This window comes from Planctobacterium sp. AWM4_229 (genome assembly GCF_056160305.1).
Genome location: NZ_JBSWWX010000003.1, coordinates 496,733 through 521,912, shown reverse-complemented (window position 1 = coordinate 521,912; position 25,180 = coordinate 496,733). Strand labels below are relative to the sequence as shown.

Genomic DNA, 25,180 nt, shown 5'->3' with positions numbered 1-25,180 from the left:
ATGCTTTTCTTATTGTGCTTGCAGTAAAAAACAGTGATGAATTTTACTATTGCGCTTGAAGTCTTCCGGGATTGTTTCTGCGGTAATATTAGTCACTGACAACCCTAATTTATCCTGTACCTCTGAAGACATCTTAAAATTGCGCAGATTGTTTGAAAATACGATCACCCCGCCCTCAGCGAGACTGTTTTTGGCATCCGCTAATAGCGTCACATGATCTCGCTGCACATCCCAGGTGTTGTCCATACTTTTGGAGTTGGAAAATGACGGCGGATCAATAAAAATCAAATCGTATTTTTCCCGATTTCGTTTGAGCCAGGCAGTGACATCGGCTTTAACGAACTGATAACTACCCCGTAGTTTATTCAATTCAAAATTTTGCTTTGCCCAATCCAGGTAGGTATTCGACATGTCCACAGTGGTAACGGATTGCGCTCCGCCTAGTGCGGCGTAAACAGAAACTGAGCCGGTGTAAGAAAACAGATTGAGGACGCGTTTTCCTTTACTCATGTCCCGGACTTTACAACGGGTATCGCGATGGTCGAGAAACAAGCCGGTATCGAGATAATCAAACAGGTTTACCAGAAACTTGGCGCCATTCTCTTGTACTTCCAGCATTTTGTTTTGCCTGGAGACCTTCTCGTACTGGTTCTTACCCTTTTTAACTTCACGGACTTTGAGGACCACATTTTCAGGGGCAACACCCAGAACTTGAGGTGCGACCAGCAACACCTCCTGCAAACGCGCTTTAGTTTTCTGCTCTGGAATATTTTTAGGCGCAGCGTATTCCTGTATCACCAGTCCATCGCCGTACCTGTCTATTGCGACATTGTATTCAGGGAGATCTGCGTCATAAATGCGATAGCATTCTGTATTTTGTTTTTTAAGCCAACGCTTGGTTTTATCCCAATTTTTCTTTAAGCGATTGGCAAAATCACCATCCAGCTTTGCCTCATGTTGCAACTCTGCCAGATTCCTGTCCACCATATTGTACAAAACGAGTTCGCAATCCAAATTGGCATTTTTTAGTTTATAGCTGCGCGATGAAGCGAGCTTCATTTGTTTTAACAACTCGCGATTGGAGGTTAGCAGGGCCAAATGCCAATTCGCGTAGTGCTGTTTTAACCAAGCGCCCCACTGCTGAAAGATTGGCAACAAGCGATTAAAATCACTTAAGCGTTCTCCATAAGGTGGATTACTCACCAGATAGCCAGGCGCTTCACAGTCAGGCACATATTCGGTGGCATCTCTATGGGTAAACTGGATAAACTCGTCAACCCCGGCCGCTTTGGCATTTTGCTTCGCCACATTGATGAGTTTGTGACTAATCTCTCCGGCGTAAATCCCCACTGGAGCTGTTTTTTGGCGCTTTAGAGCAGTACTTTGGATGACTTTCCACTGTGCGTCATTGTGTTTAAGCCAATGGCTAAAGCCCCAACGTTTGCGTTGCAGTCCAGGTGCAATATGTGCTTTATACAAAGCAGCTTCAATAACAATTGTGCCAGAGCCACACATAGGGTCACATAAAGGTTGTTCTGTATTTTGTGTCCAACCGCTGCGCATTAACATGGCAAACGCCAGGTTTTCTCTGATAGGTGCTGGACCGGTTTCCTGCCGGTAGTGGCGCTGATGCAAACTACCACCAGACATATCCAGGTAAATAGCGGCATTGTCCCGATGAATGCGGCCTTGTATACGAATATCGGGGTTGTTTTTATCGACATTTGGACGCACCGATTGATTTTCCAGAAACCTGTCTACGATGGCATCCTTAATTTTTAAAGCGCCAAATTGGGTATTTCTGATCTCTTTATTACTGCCATAAAAATCCACAGCAAACGTATTGCGCAAACCAAAATGCTTGCTCCAGTCAACTTCACTGGCCAGTCGATACAAATCGTCTCCGGTTTCGATTTTGCCATACGTAAGCTGCAATAGAACTCGGTTTGCCAATCGCGACCACAAACACAAAGTATAAATATCTTGCAGTTCGGCTGTGGTTAATACCTGGCCGGGCTTCTTTTGACATTCGAGATGGGGCAAAAGTCCTTGTATTTCCGTTACCAATAAATCTTCAACGCCCAGTGCGGTGGTGACTAATATTTTGTGCATAAAGGTATGCTTATCCAAACTGTGTCAGGCATTGGCCTGAGAAATCAAATAATCTGTCGTTACTCACTTTTATCAATGTAAACATGGGCAAGTATTTTTGCTGGTCTAATTGCAAAGCTTGTAACAACAAACAATTAAAAAAAGCGCCATTTTGTGAAAGTAATAGTACATCACATTGAGCATATTTACTTTCCACCGCCGCGAGTTCATGGGCTGCAAAAGTCTGCTCCGACAACGCATTCACTTGATAATGCCAATTTTTGGCGGCGACTTCTTTGTGGAAGAAGGATGTAGCGATAGCATTAATAAGGGTCAAAAATGCAAAACCATCATTTGCCTGCAGTGCAATCAATCCAGGATTTTCCAACAGTTCCATGTAAAGCTGAGTTTGAGCCACAGAAAAAGAAGCTGTCTGTAACCCCTTGTCTCTTAAGTTACGAGAACTGATTGCAGTTGCAATGGGTTCGCCATCACCAACATCCAATACAAGCTCAGCTGGTGCATCCTGCACCAGCCATTGCCACTGAGAATCCGGGACGGGAAATACCACCCCTTACACACCCTCAACAATGTCTTTAATCAGTTGCGGACCTTGATAAATAAATGAGGAATAAACCTGCAGAACCTGTGCACCGGCCGCCATACGATTTCTTGCGGCATCAGCAGAGTCGATTCCTCCGACACCCATTATGGGGATTTCACCCGCCAACGCTTCTGCTAACTGTTCTGTCACGCTCTGACTTTTTTGAGTTAAAGGACTACCACTCAAACCGCCGGCTTCCTTAGCCCAGCGCAATCCCTCAACACCATCTCGAGTGATGGTGGTATTGGTTGCAATTACCCCTTCCACCTGGGACTTTTTCAGCGAGTCGGCAATACCAAGAATTTCCTCGTTAGTGAGATCAGGCGCTATTTTTACTAAAACAGGAACCTGTTTACCGTATTTATCACGCAGTACTTGTTGCTCTGCCTTAATACCTGCCAACAAAGCTTCCAGCGCTTCACCATATTGCAAATTACGCAGCCCAGGAGTGTTAGGAGAAGAAATATTAATTGTAATGTAGCTGGCGTACTCATATACCTTGCGCATACATATCAAATAATCATCCAGCGCTTGCTCTTCTGGCGTCACTTTGTTTTTACCGATGTTAATGCCCAAAACACCCTTGTATTGCGCTTGTTTGACTTGCTCCACAAGGTAATCCACACCTTTATTGTTGAAGCCCATGCGATTAATGATGGCCTGTGCATCTTTTAAACGAAATAGGCGAGGTTTGTCGTTACCTGCTTGCGGTTTTGGTGTAACGGTCCCTACTTCAATAAAGCCAAATCCCATGGCGGCAAAGGCATCAATACATTCGCCGTTTTTATCCAGCCCAGCAGCAAGGCCCACAGGGTTGGGTAAATCCAATCCGGCAAACTGGCAGGGTTTGCTGGCAACGGATTGCTGATACAACCCTTGCAATGGTGTGTTTTGCGAGCGTTTGAGAAAATTAATAGTGAGGTCGTGACTAACTTCAGCGTCTAGATTAAACAGCAACTTCTGTGCTAACCAATACATTACGTATCCCTAAAAAATAAAAAACCCGGTCATCACCGGGTTTTTCTAATATTTGTAGAATTAATCGCAGTTCAAACTCAACAAGCCCAGTTCTCGTAATGCAACAGAGAACTTAGCAAACTCATGAGTACTACTTGTTTTAAACTCGGCCATCATATGATACCAGCGTTCTAACAAGAATTGGTGCTCTTTAATCCATTTATCTAGAATTTCCCGAACATCGGTGCTTTCTGAGGTGTTTTTCAGAATGCCAACCGTTAACAAACGTTGTTGCCAATCCAGCTCTTCACGGTAAGAAGATCGCGCTAGCGCCTGCCAATGGTTGGAAACTGTTTGTTTGTTGATCTGATCAAGGAACCAATGCAACTCTAGCTCAGAGCCCAGCAGATAGTAGAGGCGCGCGATCAGTGCGGTATCTTTATCTTGCTCAGCTACAATTTGCGCCAGATCCAAACTAGAGAACAGGTTGCCTAAGCTAGCTACTCTGGTGGCAATGGTTTCTGGCACACCCGCCTTGACGTAGTTATCAATGTTGGCCTGCAATTGCTTGTATTCCGAAGGAACAAGGTAGGATTTCAAGTTTTCGCTGATATTGACAAAGGTTTTAGTGTAGCTATCAATACAGGTTTGCAGAGCCTGTCCTTTCTTACCATGGCGCATATACCAACGTGAGCCACGACGCAAAGTGCGTCTGATGGTATCAAACATTTGCAACTGTACTTCTGCTGAAATCTTGTTATCCAGCTCTTCAACTGAAGACCACAGTGATTCAACTCCAAATACCCCTTTAATTACCGCATAAGCATTGGCAATTTCGTGTACTGCAGCACCTGTTTCTTCACGCATGCGGAATAAGAAATTCAGTCCCATATCATTAACCATATTGTTGGCTAGTTTAGTGGCAATGATTTCCGCTCTTAGTGGGTGCTCTTCCATTTTAGCGGCAAATTTCTTTTGCAACACTTCAGGGAACGCACTTACCAGTAACTTACCGTGATAGGGATTGTCTGTGATTTCTGGAATGTTCAGTTGCTCTTTCAGCACCATTTTTCCATAAGAAATCAATACAGAAAGCTCTGGCCGCGTAAAGCCCTTGCCACGAGACAATCTTTCAGACAGATCATCGTCTGATGGGATAAATTCCAATTCTCTATTTAACACGCCATCTCGCTCAAGCGCATGCACAAAGCGCAGTTGCTCTTTCAATGACGCAACACCCGTTTGGTGAGTGATAGACATGCTTAATGTCTGGCGATAACAATCCTGCAGTACCAGTTCAGCCACATCGTCGGTCATGTCATACAACAACTTGTTGCGTTGCTTAACGGTTAAATCGCCCGCGTTTACTAAGGAGTTCAGCAAGATCTTGATATTAACTTCGTTATCCGAGCAATCAACCCCACCGACATTATCAATAAAGTCGGTGTTAACGCGCCCGCCGGCTGCAGCGTATTCAACGCGTCCTAGCTGGGTTAGACCAAGGTTACCACCTTCGCCGACAATCTTGGCTTTAACCTGGCTACCATTAACACGCACATCATCATTAGCTCTGTCACCACATTCCGCATGGCTTTCCTTAGAGCTCTTAACATAGGTACCGATACCACCATTCCAGATAAGGTCTACCGGCATCTTTAAGGCGGCGTGAATAAGCTGGTTAGGCGTCAGGCTCGTGGCCTTTGTATCCAACCATTTTTGCATTTCTGGTGTTAAGGTGATGGACTTAGCAGAGCGAGAGAATACACCACCGCCCTTTGAAATCAGGGACTTATCATAGTCTTCCCAACCCAATTTCGGATTGTCAAACAAACGCTTGCGCTCCACCCAGGTTTTCGCAGCATCGGGGTTCGGATCGAAGAAGATATGTAAGTGGTTAAACGCACACACCAGACGAGTGTGCTTAGACAACAACATACCATTACCAAATACGTCACCCGCCATATCGCCTACAGCAACACAGGTAAAATCGGTAGTTTGACAATCAATACCCATTTCGCGGAAATGACGCTTAACGGATTCCCACGCACCACGGGCTGTAATACCCATGCCCTTGTGGTCGTAGCCTACGCTGCCACCAGACGCAAAGGCATCCCCAAGCCAGAAGCCGTACTCATCAGAGATGCTGTTAGCAATATCGGAGAAAGTAGCGGTTCCTTTGTCGGCAGCAACAACCAGATACGGGTCGTCTTCATCATGGCGCACCACATTTTCCGGGTGGACTATATTGCCATCTACAATGTTATCGGTGATATCCAACAAACTGCGAATGAAAATACGGTAGCAATCCTGTCCCGCCTTAAAGATGGCGTCGCGACCTTCAGACAAAGGTAATTTCTTACAGACAAAACCGCCTTTGGCACCCACTGGTACAATCACGGTATTTTTAACTTGTTGAGCTTTTACCAGTCCCAGTACCTCGGTACGGAAATCTTCTTGTCTGTCGGACCAGCGCAAACCACCACGAGCCACTTTTCCACCGCGAAGGTGCACACCTTCCATCAGTGGTGAATATACGAAAATCTCATACTTGGGTAATGGCAATGGCATATCAGGAATAAGTTCTGGTAAGAACTTAAAGGAAATGTAGGGTTTCTCATTACCTTCTTTATCGGCCTGATAGAAGTTAGTACGCAAGGTAGCCATAATCATATCAAGATAACGACGGATAATTCTGTCGTCGTCCAGATTAGCTACCTGATCAAGCTGTAGTTTAATTTCCTGCTGCAGCGCCTCAACTTTATCGTTATCGACGTCTTTCGCCGGATTAAATCTTGCCTCAAACAGACTGATAATTAATGTCGCAATATGGGGATAACGGTCCAAAGTACGGGCAATATAGCTATTGCTAAAAGAACTACCTGTTTGACGCATATACTTGGCATAAGCACGCAGTATCGTTACTTTACGTCCCGTCAATCCAGCGCCTAATACCAATCGGTTAAAAGCGTCGTCTTCCAAATCGTCGTTCCATACTTTTGAAAACGCATCCTGGAACAGCGATTGTGCCTTAACAATATCCATTTTTGAGATAGTGCTATGCAGCATGGAGAAATCCATCACCCAATTGACGTCGCCTTCAGCACACTTAACCTCATAAGGCGTTTCGTCAATGACTCGCAAACCGAAGTTTTCCAGTACCGGCAATACGGCTGACAAGTGGATTGGCTCTTTTTTGTGAAACAGTTTCAGACGCACTGCTTCGCTGTTCTTGGACTCTTCTTGCGGGCGATAAAACAGCATATCCAAACGGTGCTCATCGCTGAGCAGCTCCAGCTTCTCAATATCTACCACCGTTGTCCCAGGCAAATTTTGCTCTTTGTAGGAACGAGAAAACGCACTGTCGTACTTTTGTTCCAGAGCTTTGCCTCTTGTCTGCCCGTAGCTAGCCCTGATGGCAGACCCCAACTTGTCATCCCAACTTTTTGATAGTTCCACGATGTTCTTCTCTATATCCTTCACGTTAACTTCAACATTGTTGTTCTCAACCCGAACAATGTAGTGGGTACGAGCATATACTGACTCAGAGAAATAGGTAGTGAACTCAACTTCTTTATCGCTACCAAAGGATTTTTTCAACAGTGCTTGGGTCTCTTTACGCAATGCGGTGTTATAGCGTTCTCTCGGTACAAACACCATGCACGAGAAAAAGCGTCCGAAAATATCCTTACGCACGAACAAGCGAGAAATACCTCGCTCCTGCATCTGAAAGATTCCGACGACAATCTTTAATAACTCTTCATCAGTTGTCTGCAGGATTTCATCACGTGGATAAGTTTCCATGATATTCAACAAAGCTTTGTAAGCGTGGGTACCACGCTCAAAACCCGACGCATCACAAATACGCTGAATCTTATCTTTCAAAACTGGCAACTGCAGTGCGCTGCTGTTGTAAAACGACGCCGAATACAAGCCGAGGAAACGGTCCTCCGCTATGACATTGCCCTTTTCATCAAAGCTTTTAATTCCAATGTAATCCATGTAAGCAGGACGATGCACACGTGAGCGAGAATTGGTTTTAGTTAAGATTAAAGGCTTATGGCTAAGGGTTTCCTGACGCGCTGACAGCGGCAGCTTTGAAAGCACTCGTTCGCGGTCGCTAATGGAGTTTTTCATCAGTCCTAAACTGGAATCATTATCAGCTATCCAGCGATAATCACCTTTAATGCCTTTAGCCGAATAGTGACGGTAGCCCATCAGGGTAAAGTTATGATCTTCAACCCAAGCGAGAAAACGCTCGGCCTCTTTCTTTTGCTCATCGCTGCAAGGCACTGGGGCCTTGTTAAAGCCTGCAATAATGGCCTTAAGACGCTCACGCATCGCTTGCCAGTCACTTACAGCTAGAGAAACTTCGTCTACCACCGATTCAATTTCTTTCGCCAGCGCATCAAGTTTTCTGCGCGTTGTCTGTCTGTCCACTTCGATCAGAAACACCGTTTCCTTGTTGCTCTCATCCGCTTTGCCAGACTCACCAAAGTTAACCAGTTTAGAGTCACTGTCTCGCTCTATATATACCGGACTATGTAATAGCAGATGAGAAGTAATGCCAAGGCGATTTAAAGACATACGCACTGAATCCACCAGGAAGGGCATGTCCTTAACAATGATTTCTACAATAGTGTAAGTAGATTGCCAGCCGTGTTTAGCGACATCCGGATTGAATACCCGAATAAACGACTTTTCACTGTTAAAGTTGGCGAATTCATTCCATAGACTCAGAACCGCACCATAAAGGTCGCTATCACTTCTACCGTCCAGGTCTGTGTTAGCGACATTTTGATATAAATTTTTTGCGAACTGGAATACCAGCTCTTGTTTTTCTTTATCTACTTTGTTTTTTATAAGTTGGTACACGTTATCCAGAAGGACAGAATGTGCGTTTGTAGATACCGTCATTTCAATACCTTGTAATGTTGGGCTTAATGTAGGGTTTTGCCAATCTCTGATAAGCCTGGTTCAGAGACCAGATTTTGCAATATTTTCCATGAATATAACTGAATATTAAAGAGAAATTTACACCTGGCTGAAGTGCAAAAAATAAATATTCAGGCATTACAAATAAAAAATGGCCTGAACGGCCATTTTTTATTTATTTTGTGCATCTCTATGCAATATATTATTTTTGCTTACGCCAGAACAGTGCAGCTATTGCTGGTAATACCAGTATGGCACCCAACATATTCACAACAAACATAAATGTAAGCAGTATTCCCATGTCCATTTGGAACTTAAGCGATGAAAACACCCAGGTGCTAACGCCTACTGCAAGCGTGATACCGGTGAAGAGTACCGCACTGCCCCGCTCCTTTAACGCTTCAAAGTAAGCATCCTGACAGCACATTCCTTCTTTTAGTTTTTGGCTCATGGTAGACAAGATATAGATACCATAATCCACGCCAATCCCCACACCCAAGGCAATTACGGGCAAGGTGGAAACCGTTAAACCAATTTCCAGATAAGTCATTAGTGCTTGCGCCAAAATAGATACCACATAAAGAGGGATTACTACTGACAAGGTGGCGCGTAGCGATCTGAAGCTCATCAAGCACAGAATGATAACAGCACCAAATACATACAGCATCATTGGATCCTGCGCAGCATCCACCGCTTCATTAGTGGCCGCCATAACACCCACCGGACCGGATGCCAGTTTAAACTGCAGGTTTTCAGTTTCGTATTCGGCTCGGAACTCTTTAACAGCCTCCACAACACGAGTTATGGTTTCGGCTTTGTGATCTTCCATAAACAGAATGACGGGCATAACCGAGCAATCACTATTGAGTAAGCCAGATGAAGTAGGCACTCTGCCAATGGCTTGTACCATGGTTTGTTCATTACGTGGTAACACCTTCCATTTGGAGTTACCCTCGTTGTATCCGGCATTAACTCGCTTGGCCACAGACGGCAAACTGATGGCTGATTGCACGCCTTCGACGTTTGTCATCTTCCACTGAAACTCATCAATAGCGCTCATAACATCATGAGCAGTACATGCCTCTGCCGTGGTTTCAACAAGCACCGACATATAATCTACAGTAATTTCAAATTTGTCAGTAATTAAGAAGGTATCCTGATTGTAACGAGAAGATTCGTGCAAGGCTGGAGCACCCGCGTGCAAATCACCGATTTTCATTTCCTTAGATTGAATCCAACCCAGCACAAATAGCACTGCTGTTACCGCCAGAATGTACTTGGCAACTTTCATTGAAGAGCAACCAGATACTTTTTGCCAAATGGCATCGACCCGGCTTTCCGTGATCTCTTGTGCTTTCTCTGCACAACCAGGTTTAAGCTTAAGGTAGGACATCAAGACAGGCAGCAACATTAAGTTGGTCAGTATGATAACCGCCACACCCATTGATGCAGTGATGGCTAACTCACGAATAATACCGATATCAATCACCAGTAGCGTCATAAAGCCTACGGTATCAGAAATTAATGCCACACCGCCGGGGATAAGCAGTTTTCTGAAGGCGTTTTGCGAAGCGATTTTCGCTGTAGAGCCATGAGCCACTTCTTTGCCCACGGCGTTGATCATTTGCACACCGTGACTCACGCCAATAGCGAATACCAAAAACGGTACCAAAATAGACATGGGGTCAAGACCAAAGCCAATAACGGTTAACAAACCTAATTGCCACACCACAGCAATCACAGAACAAAGCAATGGCAAGAAGGTCAACATGATGGATTTGGAGAAGAAATATACCATTACGGCCGTAATAGCGATGGCAATGGTAAAGAACAACACAACGTCTTTAGCACCATTGGCAACGTCGCCAATCATTTTCGCAAAGCCAATGATATGAATACTAATCTGGTCGCTTTCGTATTGGCCTCTCAATTCCTCTTCAAATTGCGCAGCAAGCTTTAAGGTATCCAGTTTTTCACCGGTTTCAGGATCCAACTCCAAAAGCTGTGCAGTAACCATGGCACATTGAAAGTCGTTTGAAACCTGACGACCAACTATTCCGGCCTTTGTGATATTTTCAGATACTAATTGCAATGCCGCTGGTGATGAAGGCGAAAAGTCTGCAGGAATAACGGGACCGCCAGCAAATCCCCCTTCAACGATCTCGGTAAATCGTGTCGAAGGTGAATACAAAGAAGTCACCAGACTTCTATCCACTCCTGGGATAAAAAACAACTGATCGTGAACATTCTTCAAGGTTATGAAAAAGTTTTCATTAAAAATATCGCCATTCTTGTCACATACAGCAACGAGTACATTGTTGGCACCACCAAAATCCTTTTGGTGTTTCATATAATTGACCATGTATTCATGGTTTAGTGGGATATTTTTTGTAAAGGCTGCATCCAGCTTTAGTTGCATTGCCTGCATCAACAAAAACACTGTCGCAGCAAGGAAAAGAACAATCACCGCCATACGGTGTCTGAATACAATTTTTTCTAGAAGATCAGTTAACGAATTCATATCAGGTGAATGTCCTTAATTCAGAGGAAAAGATTTAAATCCCACGGCGGATACCGCAATTGCTTCATTATCCATGGTTACAGCATCTATAACATTTTCACCGTCTTTTTGTTTGGTCACTTTGATTGCTCCATCGTTATAGAAGGCAACGGCCCCGTTGTTACCAACGAGTAAAGCATTGTGTTCCGTCACGGGAATAACTGAATTAAAGGTAGCAGTAGTATTGGTTTCTGCCCTGGTCCAATTTTCCATATTATCTTTCGACACGTACAAACTCCCTCTCAGGCCCGCAGCCATAACGGTGCCATCGTTTAATTTCGCCACCCCGAAAAAAGAGCCATAATAATTTGTTTCCACTCGCTGCCAACTCTCACCAAAGTCATCACTGAAGGCTACCAAACCGGATTCACCAACAACGATCAAACGCTGTTCATCAGCTGTAATACGATTCAGGTGGGGTAAGATTGAAGCCATCTCCTGGCGATAAAACTCTTCATCTTCCGCTTTTAACTCTTCAACATAAGCCTGATCATCGGGATGTAAAAACGTTGGATGATATTCGCGTTCCCATGATTGCCCGCCGTCTTGTGTTCTGAAAAACACACCATAAGCACCGATTGCAATACCTTGTTCGGCATTAAAAAAGTACACATCCAACAGTGGGCGCTCTAATTCTGGTAAAAACTGTTGTTGTGACCAGGTCTCACCTTTGTCAGCAGAATGAAGAATAACCGCATCATGTCCTACCACCCAGATATTGTCGTCAAGTGCGAATGCAGCGGTTAAGGTTGACTTGGTGGGCACCACCTTTTGCGACCATGAGTTGCCAGAATCATTTGAAATTAAAACATGCCCTCTTTCACCGACAGCCAGCAAAGTTTGCTCAGTAGCAGTAATATCCAGCAACATGGATTTAGAGGCAAGAGGCGCGATATAGGAGGATTCGGTTGCCGAAATGGCAGAGCAACAGAGTAGACAAGAAAAAAGTAAAGTTTTTGCTGATTTCATAAACCCTTCAACACAGAAATTGGTGGCCCTTATGGACCACCGAACATTAGAAGTTTTTAACGACGTCCTTCTCTTCTTAGCGCTTGAGGAGTGAAGTCTTGATCTTGCAGTTCAACTGAGAAGTCGTACATGCTTTCTTCATTATCAAGCCCCACAGCCAGGTAGCGACGTGAATTAAGGTCATGGTTAACATCAAGCGTAGACCAATGCGTAGGAACTTCATAATAATTTACGCCATAAGCGATATTTACGCGATAAAGTTCGTTACGGTTGTCGTACATATCGGCAACCTGGATTTGCCAGCTGTCCTCATCAAGGAAGAATACACGCTTCTCATAAATGTGACGCACACCTTCTTTTAATGTCGCTTCAACCACCCATACACGGTGTTTCTCAAAGCGTGTCAAATCAGGATTAATGTGGCCCGGCTTGAGGATGTCATCGTATTTAACCTGATCACTGTGTAACTTGTAGTTGTTGTAAGCAACATACATTTCTTGCTTACCTTTCAGCTCCCAGTTGTAACGATCCGGTGCACCGTTAAACATGTCCAGGTCATCACTGGTTCTCAAACCATCAGCTGCTGTTCCCGGAGCGTCATAGGCTACGTTAGGTGCTAAGCGCACACGTCGCTGACCAGTGTTGTAAGTCCAGGCTTTACGCGGCTCTTTTACCTGGTCCATGGTTTCGTGAACCAGAAGTGCAGTACCAGCCAAACGCGCAGGCACAGTTACTTTTTGCTTGAACTTGAACAGCACGTTCTCTTCGAATAAAGACTCTGGCGTCGCATCTCTTTGCGAGTATTTGATCATTAGTACATCATCAAAGCCGATCACGGTATAGGCGCCACTCGCCGTAGGCGCTGCCTGGCCACCGAAACGCTGTACCCCTTGACCGCGATAACGCAACAAGTGGTTCCAAATCGCTTCCAGACCGTTAGACGGAATAGGGAAAGGGATCGCACCGGACGCATTTTTAACACCGTTACCGCCTTCAACTAGTTCAGCATTTACGGCATTGACTTTAGCCTGATCGTAAATCCACTGTGGATTAGATGCTGTTCTGCGAGTTTGGTAAACAGGCATACGATAGGTGTCTGGATAGGTTTCAAACAGTTTTACCTGACCTGGTGATAAAAACGCTTTGTATTGCTCCAGATTGGCTGAAGTAATTTCAAACAAAGGTTTATCCTCAGTGAACGGATCCGGATGGAAATCACCCGGTGTATAACCTGCAGGAGGAGTAGTAATACCACCATTCCAGGCTGGAATGCTTCCGTCTGCATTAGCCGCCTTTTCACCACCTAATGGAGTTAATTCATTACCTAACTTGGCAGCTTCTGCTTCAGAGACTTTGGCATTGGCTACATTAACTGACAATGCCAGGGTAATTGCAGATGCAATAAGGGCCAGTTTTTTCATTATATTCGCTCCTTAGATAGCATAGTTGAAGGATAAAGAAACAAAGTCACGGTCTGACAAATCGTTCGCTTGACCACCACCCCAGAAGGCGTTGTAAGAGAACGTAGCCGACATCTTGCTCAAATAATCAAAGGTTAAACTCACGCTGCCAGACTTTCTGTCTTCTGTGAATAAGAACAATGGATTTGGCGTTGTTCCATCAACATCGTGAGCAAAAGTAGAGCGAACGCGTAAGTTCACACCGCTGTAGACGTTGTTGAAATCAGCTACGGCTAACAAGCGATAACCCCAAGCATTGTCTGTGGCGAACTGCGCGCCGGTTTCTGGACCATTGGATAGAGCAACATGTAAACCTTCACGGGTATTGCCATTGATTGGTACCAACGGAACTGAACGGAAAGTGCCAGGCGCTTCCAAAGCTAACACACTCGGATCTGGCATATCGTTAATTTCTACGTAGCCTACTTCACCTAAGACAATCAGGTTATCAATGAAACCAACAGGTCCAAATAGATGAGATGCGGTCAATTGTAACTGCAAGCTATCTAACTCGATAACACCGTTGATAAAATCACCCGGTTGTGGTGCACCACCTGAGTAAGCGTCGTATTGTGAAATCCCCGCTAGATCAGGGCGCGCACCCGTTGCGGCTAACTGCTCTGGGAATGCCGCATACAATAAGGTTACATCATCAATCTGCATTGGTTCATCAGGACGGAAGGAGATTTCACCAGCAATGGAGGTTTCGCCCACACTTGTGTTAAAGCTCATACCGTATAACTTGATATCTTCCGGGAAATAAGCCGCAGCTTTAGGAAAGACCTCAAGGTCTGTGATATTCGCGGCCGTAACAGGACCACTTGCTAGTCTGGCCAAATCACGACCAACCGCTTCATTTGTATAGTTTGCAGCAATACCAGACAACAGAGGACGACTGCTGTGGTAATTCAAGTGATAAAAGCTGAACTCGGTGCTGTTTAATTCTTCAGAGAAATAGGTAAATTTCAAACCGTATTGACCGCTATCGCTAGCGTCATTATAGAAGGCATCGCCCTCGGCACGAATAGCCACTTTAGTAGCATGACCTATCAACGCACTGCCCATTGCACCCGCATCGGCACCAGCGCGTAACCCAGCACCAATTTGGTTTAATGAGTCAATTAAAAACGCTTGGTCGATATCAGGGTTGCGGGTAAAGCTCAGCTGAATGTTGTTTAAGTGACCACCGTCACCGGCGAAATCGTTGGTACCAAAGTAAGTACCTGAAACAGGCAGGATACTGCGCTCGAATTCATACTGGTAATACGCGTCAACACTAAAAGAATCCGTAATTCCCAAAGAGGCAAACACTGTTCCTACTGGAATAAATACTTCTTTCAGTTCTGCACCAGGCGCTCTGGCACGGGCAACGTCAACCGGGTTGATAGTATTGATCCCGTGTTGGATAAAAGTACTTTCACCCCAGGAAATTACCTGGTCACCAACGCGTAAACTGAATGGCTTATCGCCAATGTAGGTATCCCAGTAGAAGAAAGCATCCAACAGACGTACGTCTGCACAGGCATTTTCTTTCGCTCGAGGGTCATTACAGATATCACTGCGCCCATCATTGCCACTCAATTGGCTACTGAGTGGATTTTGCCATGGGCGATCATCATCCATTAATTCGAAGTCGTAGTAGTACATGCCACGAAGGAAAACACCCCAGTCACCTCTGTTGATGTCTAATTCGTGTACACCTTTAAAGACAGTAGAAAAAGCTTCACCGCTATCAAAGTTAAGGTTCCCTAAATCGCCATTCGCTGAATAGGAACCAACACCATCATTAAGACGCCAAATATCCTCGCCTTGATAAATTACGTTGGTTGTCATGTTGTAACCCGTCCAATCCAGGTTTGGCTGGCTACTGTTGGAAATCTTACTGAAATCTCTGTCTTCGACCCGGTAACTGGTACCAAGCGAAAAGGTTGAGTCTAGCGTAATATTAAAATCACCCACTTCCCAATTGGCGCTATGCGCTGGAACCGACATTACGGTGGCAGCAGCCAATCCAATGGCGAGAGGCGACTTTTTGAAGATACGAGGCCCTTTGATCATGATTTTTATTCTCCCCTGTCTCTGCAGGCTGGTGTTGTGTGTACCCTATAAACACATAAAGCATGCTTATAATTAACAAAATGATTACATCATTTTAAAACGGACGCAAGAACTAATCGTACCAGTTAAAACGATGGTAAGATTCGGTAATATCAAGAATTATTTATTTTGTGTACAGGAAGTAATAGCCTGGCTAGGCAATTTTTTCAAAGGATTTGATCTTGTTATTTTCATCGACAAGCAACCGGAATCTTCCCTGTATCCCGGTTTTCGTCACAAATGGCCGCAAATTTTTCGTAGGTAGCTGTACCCGTTCGCCAGAATCTGAGGTCACCATGCAGGTGTTCAACTGCGGCAAATAAAGATTCTCGCAATCAACATAATTAATATTAAGACTGAAAAAATAACTTTTCATATTTACGCAATTTTTACGTTAAACGCTGATTATTCAGCCAAACTCTTGCTCACCTTCTCAAACAAGTCTTTGCTCAAGTCTGGTGTATCAGCAATTCTCAGTAACTGATTTTGCATCTTATCTTTGCGCTCACCCATTAGCTTTTTCCAGCGCAGCATCGGCGTAACAATGCGCGCAGCCACCTGAGGATTAACATTGTTAAGACGGATTATGTTGTCTGCAACATATTGGTATCCTGATCCATCGACTTTGTGGAACTGTGGAATATTGTAAAAAGCAAAGGTTCCAACCACTGAGCGAACCCGATTCGGATTGTCATAATTGAAGCGCTGATGACTGGTGAGCAAATCCATCGTAGCAAGAATATCGTCCCTGTTAGTGCCTGCATGCAGTGCAAACCATTTATCTAACACCAATACGTCTTGACGCCAACGCTCTTCAAAAACCACCATGAGTCGCTCAAATTGAGGCAGTGTATTCTGGGTTCGCAATGCGCTAAGTGCACCAAGACTATCCGTCATATTAGAGGCGTTAGCAAATTGCTGCTCTGCATGACCGCTTTGTCCAGTGGCCAGCACATGGTATTGCAACATCAGGTTTCTCAGCCGTCTTCTGGCCACATCTTCAGTAGCATAACGGTATATCGCTGGCGAATCCTCAGAAATCACTTTAGCGGCATATTCCGTCAGCGCTGATGCCAAAAGTTGTTGTACTTTTTCTCTTGCCTGATACAAGGCCAAAACATCGAGAGTTTCTCGCTGCTCAGACAGATAATCAAATCCCGGTAAGGACAGTAACTCACACAACAAACCAAGGTCGGAAATGTCGGCAGAGGTAAGCCTTTGTACAATCGCATTGATCGCTGACTCTACCTCAGCGCTGTTGTTATCCGGAGAATCATTGATTTGCCAGATTAAATCAGAATAAACCGTTTGTGCCGCATCCCATCGCGAAAAACTGTCATTGGCGTGCAGCATAACCTCAATAGCAGATTCGGTGGAGGTAATCTGCTTCAACTTTACTGGCGCCGAGAAGTCGGTGAATAGCACGATGTCCTGCTGCGGCTCCACATCGTCAATGATCAATTGATCGGCTTGCTGTTTAAAGTCAAAAACCCCCGAAGTATGTTTGTTCGAAGTTTTATCAAACAGCTCCCAAGCAATCGGAATATGCAAATCTTGCTTCTGTTTTTGATCCGCAGTGGCGGGAGTGCACTGCTCCAGACTAATCACCAGTTTATTAGTATCGTTTTGATACTCTTTGCCGACAGTGACCACAGGCGTGCCAGACTGGCTATACCAACGCCTGAACTGCTCAAGGTCAACCCCGCTTGCATCTTGCATTGCAGCGACAAAATCATCACAGGTAACGGCCTGGCCGTCGTGTCGTTCAAAATATAAATCCATGCCCTTACGAAACCCCTCGGCTCCCAACAAGGTATGGATCATTCTTATCACCTCAGCCCCTTTATCGTAAACCGTTACCGTGTAAAAGTTATTCATCTCGATAACTTCTTCGGGGCGTATAGGATGTGACATGGGACCGGCATCTTCAGCAAATTGATGCTCTCTCATCACTCTTACCTGCTTAATGCGATTACTAATGTGAGAGGACATATCAGAGCTAAACTGCTGATCTCTGAAGACTGTCAAACCTTCCTTCAAACTCAATTGGAACCAATCTCGGCAAGTAACTCGATTACCTGTCCAATTGTGAAAATACTCATGAGCAATAATGGATTCTACATTGAAGTAATCTTCATCTGTGGCAGATTCCTCATCTGCTAAAACAAATTTGCTGTTGAATACATTCAGGCCTTTGTTTTCCATAGCCCCCATGTTGAAAAAATCAACGGCGACTATCATGTAGATATCCAGGTCGTATTCTAAACCAAAGGTATCCTCATCCCATTTCATGGACTTTTTCAACGACTCAAGGGCGTGACTACCTCGACCAGCATTGCCTTTGTCCACATACAGTTCCAGGCTAACATTGCGCCCGGACTGCGTTGTATATTCATCACTGAGTAAATCAAAGTCTCCCGCCACAAGCGCAAACAAATAACAGGGCTTTTTGAAAGGATCATGCCACGACACCCAATGTTTACCATCAGGCAAACTACCCTCTCCGGTTTTATTACCATTGGACAACAAATAGGGGTAAGTATGCTTATCGGCTACTATCTTCACTGACCAAACTGACAACACATCTGGTCTGTCTGGATAATATGAAATTTTTCGGAAGCCTTCAGCTTCGCATTGAGTACAAAATGTGCTGGCCGCGTAATATAGGCCTTCCAGGCTTTTGTTTTGCTCTGGATTACACTGAGTCACGATTTCAACATCTGCGCTCTCAAAGGGGAAAACCACCTCAAGGCCAGACGCCGTTCTTTTGAAGGACTCGTAAACTTGCCCATTTATTTTAAATGAAACAAGCTCCAGACCAGAGCCGTCGAGAAATAACTTATTAAGACGTAAGTTTTGTTTCTTAACTTTGAGTTTACTTGTTACCCGAGTATTTACGGGCTCAAGTTCAAAGGTCAGATCAACGGAGCGGATTTCGAAACCAAAAGGCTTATAATCCGACAGCCTTCTGGCTGTCGGAGATACAACAGAGTTATCCATAGCTATCCTGTCTTAATTACTGGTCGAGACACTCGACTGTTTGTTCTCTTTTACACCTACGTGTATATGTTCAGGTGGATCTAATCTCAAGATCTTAATGCCCAGGTAAGCATAAATAATAGCTAATATCGGATTGATGAGGTTGAAAAAGGCGAACATCGCGTATTCAAACGGATGCACTAACAAAACGCTGTGCATATAGGCACCACAGGTATTCCAGGGAATTAAAGGCGAAGTAATGGTACCGCCATCTTCCAAACTGCGAGACAAGTTTAACTGATGCAAGCCGCGCTTTTTAAATTCTTCTTTGTACATTCTGCCGGGCATCACAATAGAAATGTATTGATCCGCAGTAATAAGGTTGGTGCCGAAACAGGTCATAATTGTGCGACTCACCATATCCCCTGCAGACTTGGCCCCTTTCAGGATGGCGGACACAGCGCGCTTTAATAAACCCACTTTTTCCAGAACAGCACCGAAACACATGGCTGACATGATCAACCAAATAGTATTTAACATGCTGGACATGCCGCCACCGGATAACAAATCATTGAGGTTGGCATCAGGGGTTGTGAAGGCTACACCATCAAACAGCGCTATCCATACCACTTTAACAGCGGCGAAGGTTGAAGCTTCACCCTCAGCCATGGTGGCTACCGCTTCCGGTTGGAAAATGATCGCCCAAACACCACCTAACAGCGCACCAATTCCCACCGAGGGAAAAGCAGGCACCTTTTTAACAGCCATCGCCAGCAGGATAAAAAACGGCACCAACATGTGAAACTGAATATTAAACTCTTGCTGCAACAGCGACTGCATCTTAGCGATGTTTTCAGCGTCCACATTATCCGAGGCATTAACACCCAAAAAGGCGAACAGCAAAAGCGCCACAACAATACTGGGAACGGTGGTCCACAACATGTAGCGAATATGGGAGAACAAGTCTGTACCCGCCACAGCAGGCGCCAGATTTGTTGTTTCAGAAAGTGGTGAGATTTTGTCACCAAAATAAGCTCCGGAAATAATTGCCCCCGCGGTTATCGCCTCTGACATTCCCATTCCGTTAGCAATGCCAATAAGTGCTACACCCACGGTAGCAGCAGTAGTCCAACTGCTGCCAATACTCATGGCAACAATAGCGCAGATGACAACTGACGCAGCATAAAACACCGTAGGATTAAGCAGTTCGAGGCCATAATAAATCAATGTTGGAACCGTACCGGATAAAAGCCAGGTACCTATCAATGAGCCCACAGCTAATAGGATCAGAATGGCCCCCAAAGATATGGAAATGCCATTGATCATACCCTGTTCAATTTCTTTCCAGCTAAAGCCATTTTTAAGGCCGACTATTGCGGTTACAGCCATGCCCAGTAGTAAGGCGATTTGGTTAGGGCCACTTGAAGAATCGCTACCAAAAACCCATACGGAGGTACCCAACAAGGTGACCAATACAACTATAGGAATGATAGAGTCCAGCAAAGACGGTTCTTTATATTGTGCTTCTGACATCTTAAATACTCTTTGGAAATACGGGCTACATTAAAAGAATGAGCGAACAAACATTACGATAATAATCACCGGACATACAAACTTAATGTACCAAGGCCAGACACGCCAGAAAAAAGAGTGCTCAGCAGCTTCATTGCCGTTTTTGAGTTCTTGTAAGATTTCATTGCGTTTCCATACCCAACCCGCATAAATTGAAAGCACGAGCCCCAAGAGAGGTTGGCTGTATTCCGTTGTCAATGACACTACCAAACCAAACAGCCAGTCGAAGTTAAAAATCAAAGTCAGGCTGATTAAGAATATTGCTGCAGCGATGATCCATACAGCCTTGGTTCTGGCCACGTTCTTACTTTCCACCACATAGGCTACAGGTACCTCAAGCATTGAAATAGATGAAGTTAATGCAGCAATAATCATCAAAGCAAAAAAGGCAAACGCCACAAGGTTACCAATATCACCCATGGTATTAAACAGCTCTGGAAGCACGGCAAATATTAAGTTTGAGCCCTCAATGAGCACGCCATTTTCGTTAAATATGGTAACGCCATTGTGCATGGCCACATACATGGCAGGAATAATCAACAAGCCAGCCAAAATGGCCACGCCGATATCCACTAAAGCAACGGACACGCCTAAGGATGGAAGATTTTCATTTTTGCTGATGTAAGAGCCATATACCAGCATTGTCCCTACCCCGAGCGACATGGAAAAGAAGGCTTGGCCCATTGCACTTATCAGTAAGTCGGGATTGGTGATTTTGCTAAAATCAGGTAATAAATAGGCGCGCATTCCCTCACTAGCGCCATCTTGCATGGCAACATAAAGAATGAGTATGCCCACAATAACAAACAAGGTTGGCATCAAACGCACCGACCATTTTTCAATACCATCGCTAACACCGCCAACAACAATGGACGCCGTTAGCGAGATGAAAATGGCACAAAACAGAAGGTTGCGGGTCTCTGATTGGGTAATCAACCACTGCGAAGCAGCGTCTTGGCCCAAGAATGAAAAGAGGGCCTCAATACAATGAGAGATCATCCAGCCTGCAACAATGGCGTAAAAAGACAGAATTAGTGAAACAGTGATAAATCCCCAAACACCGGTGGCGCGACCGATTTTATGGCCGGTGATCTTACCTAACGCGTCTACCATGTTTGAACGAGTGGCGCGTCCAATGATCAACTCAGCCATTAATACCGGGTATGCCAAGACAAAAGCCAAAATGATATAAACCAATACAAATGCAGCACCACCATTACTGGCGACCTGCGTTGGGAAACCCCAAATATTACCCAGGCCTACAGCAGACCCAGCAGCGGCAAGAATAAAACCTATTCTCGTTGAGAACTCGCCTCTGTTGTTCATGTAAATTCCTTGTTGTTATTTTTTTAATTAATTTGCAATCTTCACCGGGTACGCGTTTTTTTGCAACCAATAAAAAAGGGTCTCAACGACCCTTTTTAGGAACAGAAATAGTTTAACGATTTATCGCGTACTTACCAGTGTTTACCACATCTAGCGTAATATTTACCGCTTCGTCCAGGTACGGATCGATTTCTTCCATATCCTCCGGAACATCATCCAGAGACGCAATTTTTTCTTTGCCCATGCGAACTAAACGCTCGTTCACTCTCGTTAATCGCTTAGCTTCTTGCTCTTCTTTTTCTTTTTTACGTTCAGACTCCACAATACTGATAAAGTTTTTATCTTTATTTTCTTTGTAGCGCTCAATATCGTTGAATATGTAGGCAAATTCAGGATCTTTGGCGATGCGCTCTTTATATTGACTGTTCACCTGAGTTACCGCAGTGCTTGTTTCACCAAACGTGGTGTATTTCGCCCGTGAGATACTATCCCAAGGTAAGGCATTGTCTTCCTGGCTTTCGCCCCACTCAGATGCCTCTATTGGCGATGGGAAAAGAATATCCGGCACGACACCTTTGTGTTGCGTACTACCGCCATTGATTCGATAGAATTTGGCGATGGTAAACTGTACGCTGCCAAGGGGGTTATCGTAAAAGTCATAGATTCTGCCCAAACCTCGGTGTTGCTGCACGGTGCCTTTACCGAAGGTTTGCTCACCAACAATTAATGCGCGCCCATAATCCTGCATTGCAGCTGCGAATATTTCCGACGCTGAGGCACTATAACGGTCAACCATCACGGTGAGTGGTCCATCGTAATATGTAATACCATCCGTATCACTATTAACACTGACTTTTCCGGTGCTGTAGCGCACTTGCACTATTGGACCTTCATCAATAAACAAACCAGATACTAATGTCGCTTCAGTGAGCGAACCACCGCCATTGCCACGCAAATCAACGATAACGGCTTCGACATTTTCTTTTTCTAAGTTTGCAAGCTCGTTGCGAACATCCTGATGTAAGTTGTTGTAAAACGAGGGAATGCTAATCACCCCTACTTTCTTACCTTGGTGAATACCAGACTCAGGTACATAAACTTTGGATTGCGCAGCACGGTCTTCAAGTTTAATTTTATCTCTGACAATGGGAACCACTTCAGGGGCTGCAACATCACCAGCCGCTTTCACCACCTGCAAACGCACTTCAGTACCTTTAGGGCCCTTAATCAATTCGACCACTTCATCAAGACGCCAGCCGATAACATCAATGAACTCTTCACCTTCTTGAGCTACACCGACAATTTTGTCTTCTGGCTTAATTTTCTTGGATAAATCTGCCGGACCACCGGGTACGATGCTGCGAATTACCGTAAAATCATCTTCAAGTTGCAGTACTGCTCCAATGCCTTCAAAGGAGAGATTCATTTCCATCTGGAAACGCTCTGCATTGCGCGGTGACAAATAACTTGTATGTGCCTCAATACTACGAGCGAAGGCATTCATTACCGTCTGGAAAACATCTTCACTTTTGGTTTGATGTAACCGTTTAATCGCTCGCTCGTAACGCTTGGTAAGTAGTTCTTTGATTTCGTCTTGATTTTTCCCGGCCAATTTTAAATTCAACGCATCGTATTTAATGCGTTGGCGCCAGATTTCATCAAGTTCAGCTTTATTTGCAGGCCAGGTGGCGTCTTCTCTGTCGTAAAAGTATTTGTCGCCTTCTTTTTCAAAATCAAAGGGCTTTTCCAGCAGAGTCAACGCAAATTGAAAACGCTCCAGGCGTTTTTCCAGGTTCAGCTCGTACATATCGTAAGCAACAGACATATCCCCCTTTGACAATGCTTCGTCAAAGGCATCTTTGTGAGCGACCATTTGGTCTATATCAGATTTGAGGAATACTGACTTGTTGGCATCTAATGAACGCAAATAACGCTCGAATATCTTTTCTGAGGTACTGTCGTTGAGATAGACCTCTTTATAATGTGCCCGAGTAAACAGATCCGAAATTCGTTTTGCTGCTACCTTGTGCTGTCCTTCAGGATTCAACTCTGGCAGAGCTTGTGGTGCATTTTCAGAGGCCGACAATACACCGGGGATCATCGCTGCCATAATCGCTGACAGCACGGTTACACGAACACATTTTTTCATACAACTACCTTTTTTTCGCTGCGAGTCTCAGGTTGTCCTGTTGCACTTTGATTTGCATACCAGAGTTTAAAACCACTTGTATGCCATCTTTGCTTACCTCGGAGATGGTGCCTGGCATCGGTGATTTGCCAACCTTGACAGTAACCTCTGTACCTGCGACCAAATCAGAATCAGTGAGCTTTTCTGGCTTAGGACGATTCGCTGTTGCTTTTCGTTCCTTAAGCTTAGACCTATCTGCACCCGATTTGCTATCAGGTTTTGTTTTATTTTTGTAATTTTTCTTTACACCGTCTTGTGGCTTAGCCTTCGCTTCTGCCTTTTTGCGCTCCGCGACTTTCTGCTTACTTTCTTTGAGCTGCTGTTGGGCGTGCTCTTCGTGGTCTTGCTCCACCTTAGCATCCGCACTACCGTCTAGACCTACGCGGTCGGCACCAGCCTTTATCGAATACAAATAGCGCCAGCTGTTGGTGTAATGTCGCAAAGATGAACGCAACAGGGTTTTACTAACACGAGGTTCTTCCGCTAGTGCTTCTGCGAGATCTTGAAAAATACCAATCTTTAGCGGCTTGGCATCACCTTCAACAGTGAAGCAAGCGGGAAAAGTATCGGAAAGAAATTGGATGACTTGTTTTGAGTCAGAAAATTTTTCTGGATTATCCATTAATGGAGAATGTCTTCTGTTATTGATTGTTTAGATGTGCGCATCATCCCAAGTTGCCAGCAATTGGTCAACCCAATCGCTTAAATCCTGCAGATCTATCGACAATAAATCGCCATCTTCGCGCCAATTATCCCAAACATGCTGCACCATATTCTCTAATTTCTCAACAGAGGTGTCTTCATCTGCTTTGTCATAGAGCATGTGCAAAATAGTATTGAGCTGCTCCGCAGCCTCCTCTGCTTGCTCATCATCGAAGATATCCATATCTTCAGATGTAGCTAGCACGACATGGATGTCAAAGAACTCTTTCAAGCCAGTGCCGCCTCTACGCTTTTAACCACTCGCTGCAGCCCCTCTAGATCGGTTTTGTCAAAGCGAGCAATCTCTGGACTATCCAGATCCAAAACGCCGATTAGCTCATCGTTAACCAAAACCGGAACAACGATTTCTGAATTGGATGCCGCATCACAAGCAATGTGCCCTTCAAACTGATGCACATCTTCTACCAATTGCGGAAATCGAGTTTTTGCAGCGGCACCACATACGCCTCTGCCCACAGGAATTCGCACACAGGCTGGTTTGCCCATAAATGGCCCAAGTACCAGTTCGTCTTCTTTTAACAAGTAAAAGCCAGCCCAATTTACTGCAGGAAGTTTATTCCAAACCAAAGAGGCCACATTTGCCAGATTGGCAATCATATCGGTTTCGCCAGCCAGGATTGCTTCCACTTCCTGCGCAAGTTCGTCGTACAATTGAGATTTTGTTTTAGCCATAATTTTTCCTGGTAATTCTATAGAACGCTAAACTAATCGCTTTTCTATTA

General features: G+C 44.7%; 16 protein-coding genes. All 16 read right to left on the bottom strand.

The features are described from left to right. Positions 1-9: 9 nt before the first annotated feature. Positions 10-2,112, bottom strand: a complete 2,103-nt coding sequence (gene rlmKL, locus ACXAGP_RS08835; RefSeq protein WP_475260828.1) for a bifunctional 23S rRNA (guanine(2069)-N(7))-methyltransferase RlmK/23S rRNA (guanine(2445)-N(2))-methyltransferase RlmL — start codon at positions 2,110-2,112, stop codon at positions 10-12. A gap of 10 nt (positions 2,113-2,122) precedes the next feature. Further along, the gene (locus ACXAGP_RS08830) at positions 2,123-2,662 is read right to left on the bottom strand and encodes a cell division protein ZapC domain-containing protein (protein WP_475260826.1); all 540 of its coding nucleotides are present in this window, start codon (positions 2,660-2,662) and stop codon (positions 2,123-2,125) included. 3 nt (positions 2,663-2,665) lie between these two features. Continuing rightward, complete coding sequence (gene pyrD / locus ACXAGP_RS08825; protein ID WP_475260825.1) at positions 2,666-3,673, bottom strand: quinone-dependent dihydroorotate dehydrogenase; 1,008 nt, start codon at positions 3,671-3,673, stop codon at positions 2,666-2,668. A 60-nt stretch (positions 3,674-3,733) separates the two neighbouring features. Continuing rightward, on the bottom strand, positions 3,734-8,566 hold the full coding sequence (locus tag ACXAGP_RS08820; protein ID WP_475260824.1) for an NAD-glutamate dehydrogenase: 4,833 nt from the start codon (positions 8,564-8,566) through the stop codon (positions 3,734-3,736). Positions 8,567-8,786: 220 nt separating this feature from the next. Then, the gene (locus ACXAGP_RS08815) at positions 8,787-11,105 is read right to left on the bottom strand and encodes an efflux RND transporter permease subunit (protein WP_475260823.1); all 2,319 of its coding nucleotides are present in this window, start codon (positions 11,103-11,105) and stop codon (positions 8,787-8,789) included. A 15-nt stretch (positions 11,106-11,120) separates the two neighbouring features. Next, on the bottom strand, positions 11,121-12,113 hold the full coding sequence (locus ACXAGP_RS08810; RefSeq protein WP_475260822.1) for a WD40/YVTN/BNR-like repeat-containing protein: 993 nt from the start codon (positions 12,111-12,113) through the stop codon (positions 11,121-11,123). A 56-nt stretch (positions 12,114-12,169) separates the two neighbouring features. Beyond that, a complete protein-coding gene (locus ACXAGP_RS08805; RefSeq protein WP_475260956.1) occupies positions 12,170-13,537 on the bottom strand; it encodes a DUF1329 domain-containing protein in 1,368 nt (455 codons plus the stop codon). 9 nt (positions 13,538-13,546) lie between these two features. Beyond that, positions 13,547-15,631: a DUF1302 domain-containing protein gene (locus ACXAGP_RS08800; RefSeq protein WP_475260821.1), complete on the bottom strand. Its 2,085-nt coding sequence runs from the start codon at positions 15,629-15,631 to the stop codon at positions 13,547-13,549. Positions 15,632-15,824: 193 nt separating this feature from the next. Next, complete coding sequence (locus tag ACXAGP_RS08795; protein ID WP_475260820.1) at positions 15,825-16,046, bottom strand: DUF2835 family protein; 222 nt, start codon at positions 16,044-16,046, stop codon at positions 15,825-15,827. Positions 16,047-16,075: 29 nt separating this feature from the next. Next, the gene (gene pepN, locus ACXAGP_RS08790) at positions 16,076-18,670 is read right to left on the bottom strand and encodes an aminopeptidase N (RefSeq protein ID WP_475260818.1); all 2,595 of its coding nucleotides are present in this window, start codon (positions 18,668-18,670) and stop codon (positions 16,076-16,078) included. A 12-nt stretch (positions 18,671-18,682) separates the two neighbouring features. Then, a complete protein-coding gene (gene nhaC, locus ACXAGP_RS08785) occupies positions 18,683-20,182 on the bottom strand; it encodes a Na+/H+ antiporter NhaC (RefSeq protein WP_475260817.1) in 1,500 nt (499 codons plus the stop codon). A gap of 30 nt (positions 20,183-20,212) precedes the next feature. After that, the gene (locus ACXAGP_RS08780; RefSeq protein WP_475260816.1) at positions 20,213-21,547 is read right to left on the bottom strand and encodes a sodium-dependent transporter; all 1,335 of its coding nucleotides are present in this window, start codon (positions 21,545-21,547) and stop codon (positions 20,213-20,215) included. 112 nt (positions 21,548-21,659) lie between these two features. Further along, positions 21,660-23,696 carry a carboxy terminal-processing peptidase gene (prc, locus tag ACXAGP_RS08775; RefSeq protein ID WP_475260815.1) on the bottom strand — a complete coding sequence of 679 codons (2,037 nt, stop codon included), beginning with the start codon at positions 23,694-23,696 and terminating at the stop codon, positions 21,660-21,662. Between the two features lie 4 nt (positions 23,697-23,700). Beyond that, a complete protein-coding gene (gene proQ, locus ACXAGP_RS08770) occupies positions 23,701-24,357 on the bottom strand; it encodes an RNA chaperone ProQ (RefSeq protein WP_475260814.1) in 657 nt (218 codons plus the stop codon). A 30-nt stretch (positions 24,358-24,387) separates the two neighbouring features. Continuing rightward, positions 24,388-24,669 (bottom strand): hypothetical protein, encoded by a 282-nt coding sequence (locus ACXAGP_RS08765; protein ID WP_338292418.1) that lies wholly within the window; start codon positions 24,667-24,669, stop codon positions 24,388-24,390. Then, on the bottom strand, positions 24,666-25,130 hold the full coding sequence (locus ACXAGP_RS08760) for a GAF domain-containing protein (protein WP_475260813.1): 465 nt from the start codon (positions 25,128-25,130) through the stop codon (positions 24,666-24,668). Before ACXAGP_RS08760 ends, ACXAGP_RS08765 begins: the two co-directional genes overlap by 4 nt. Positions 25,131-25,180: the final 50 nt, after the last annotated feature.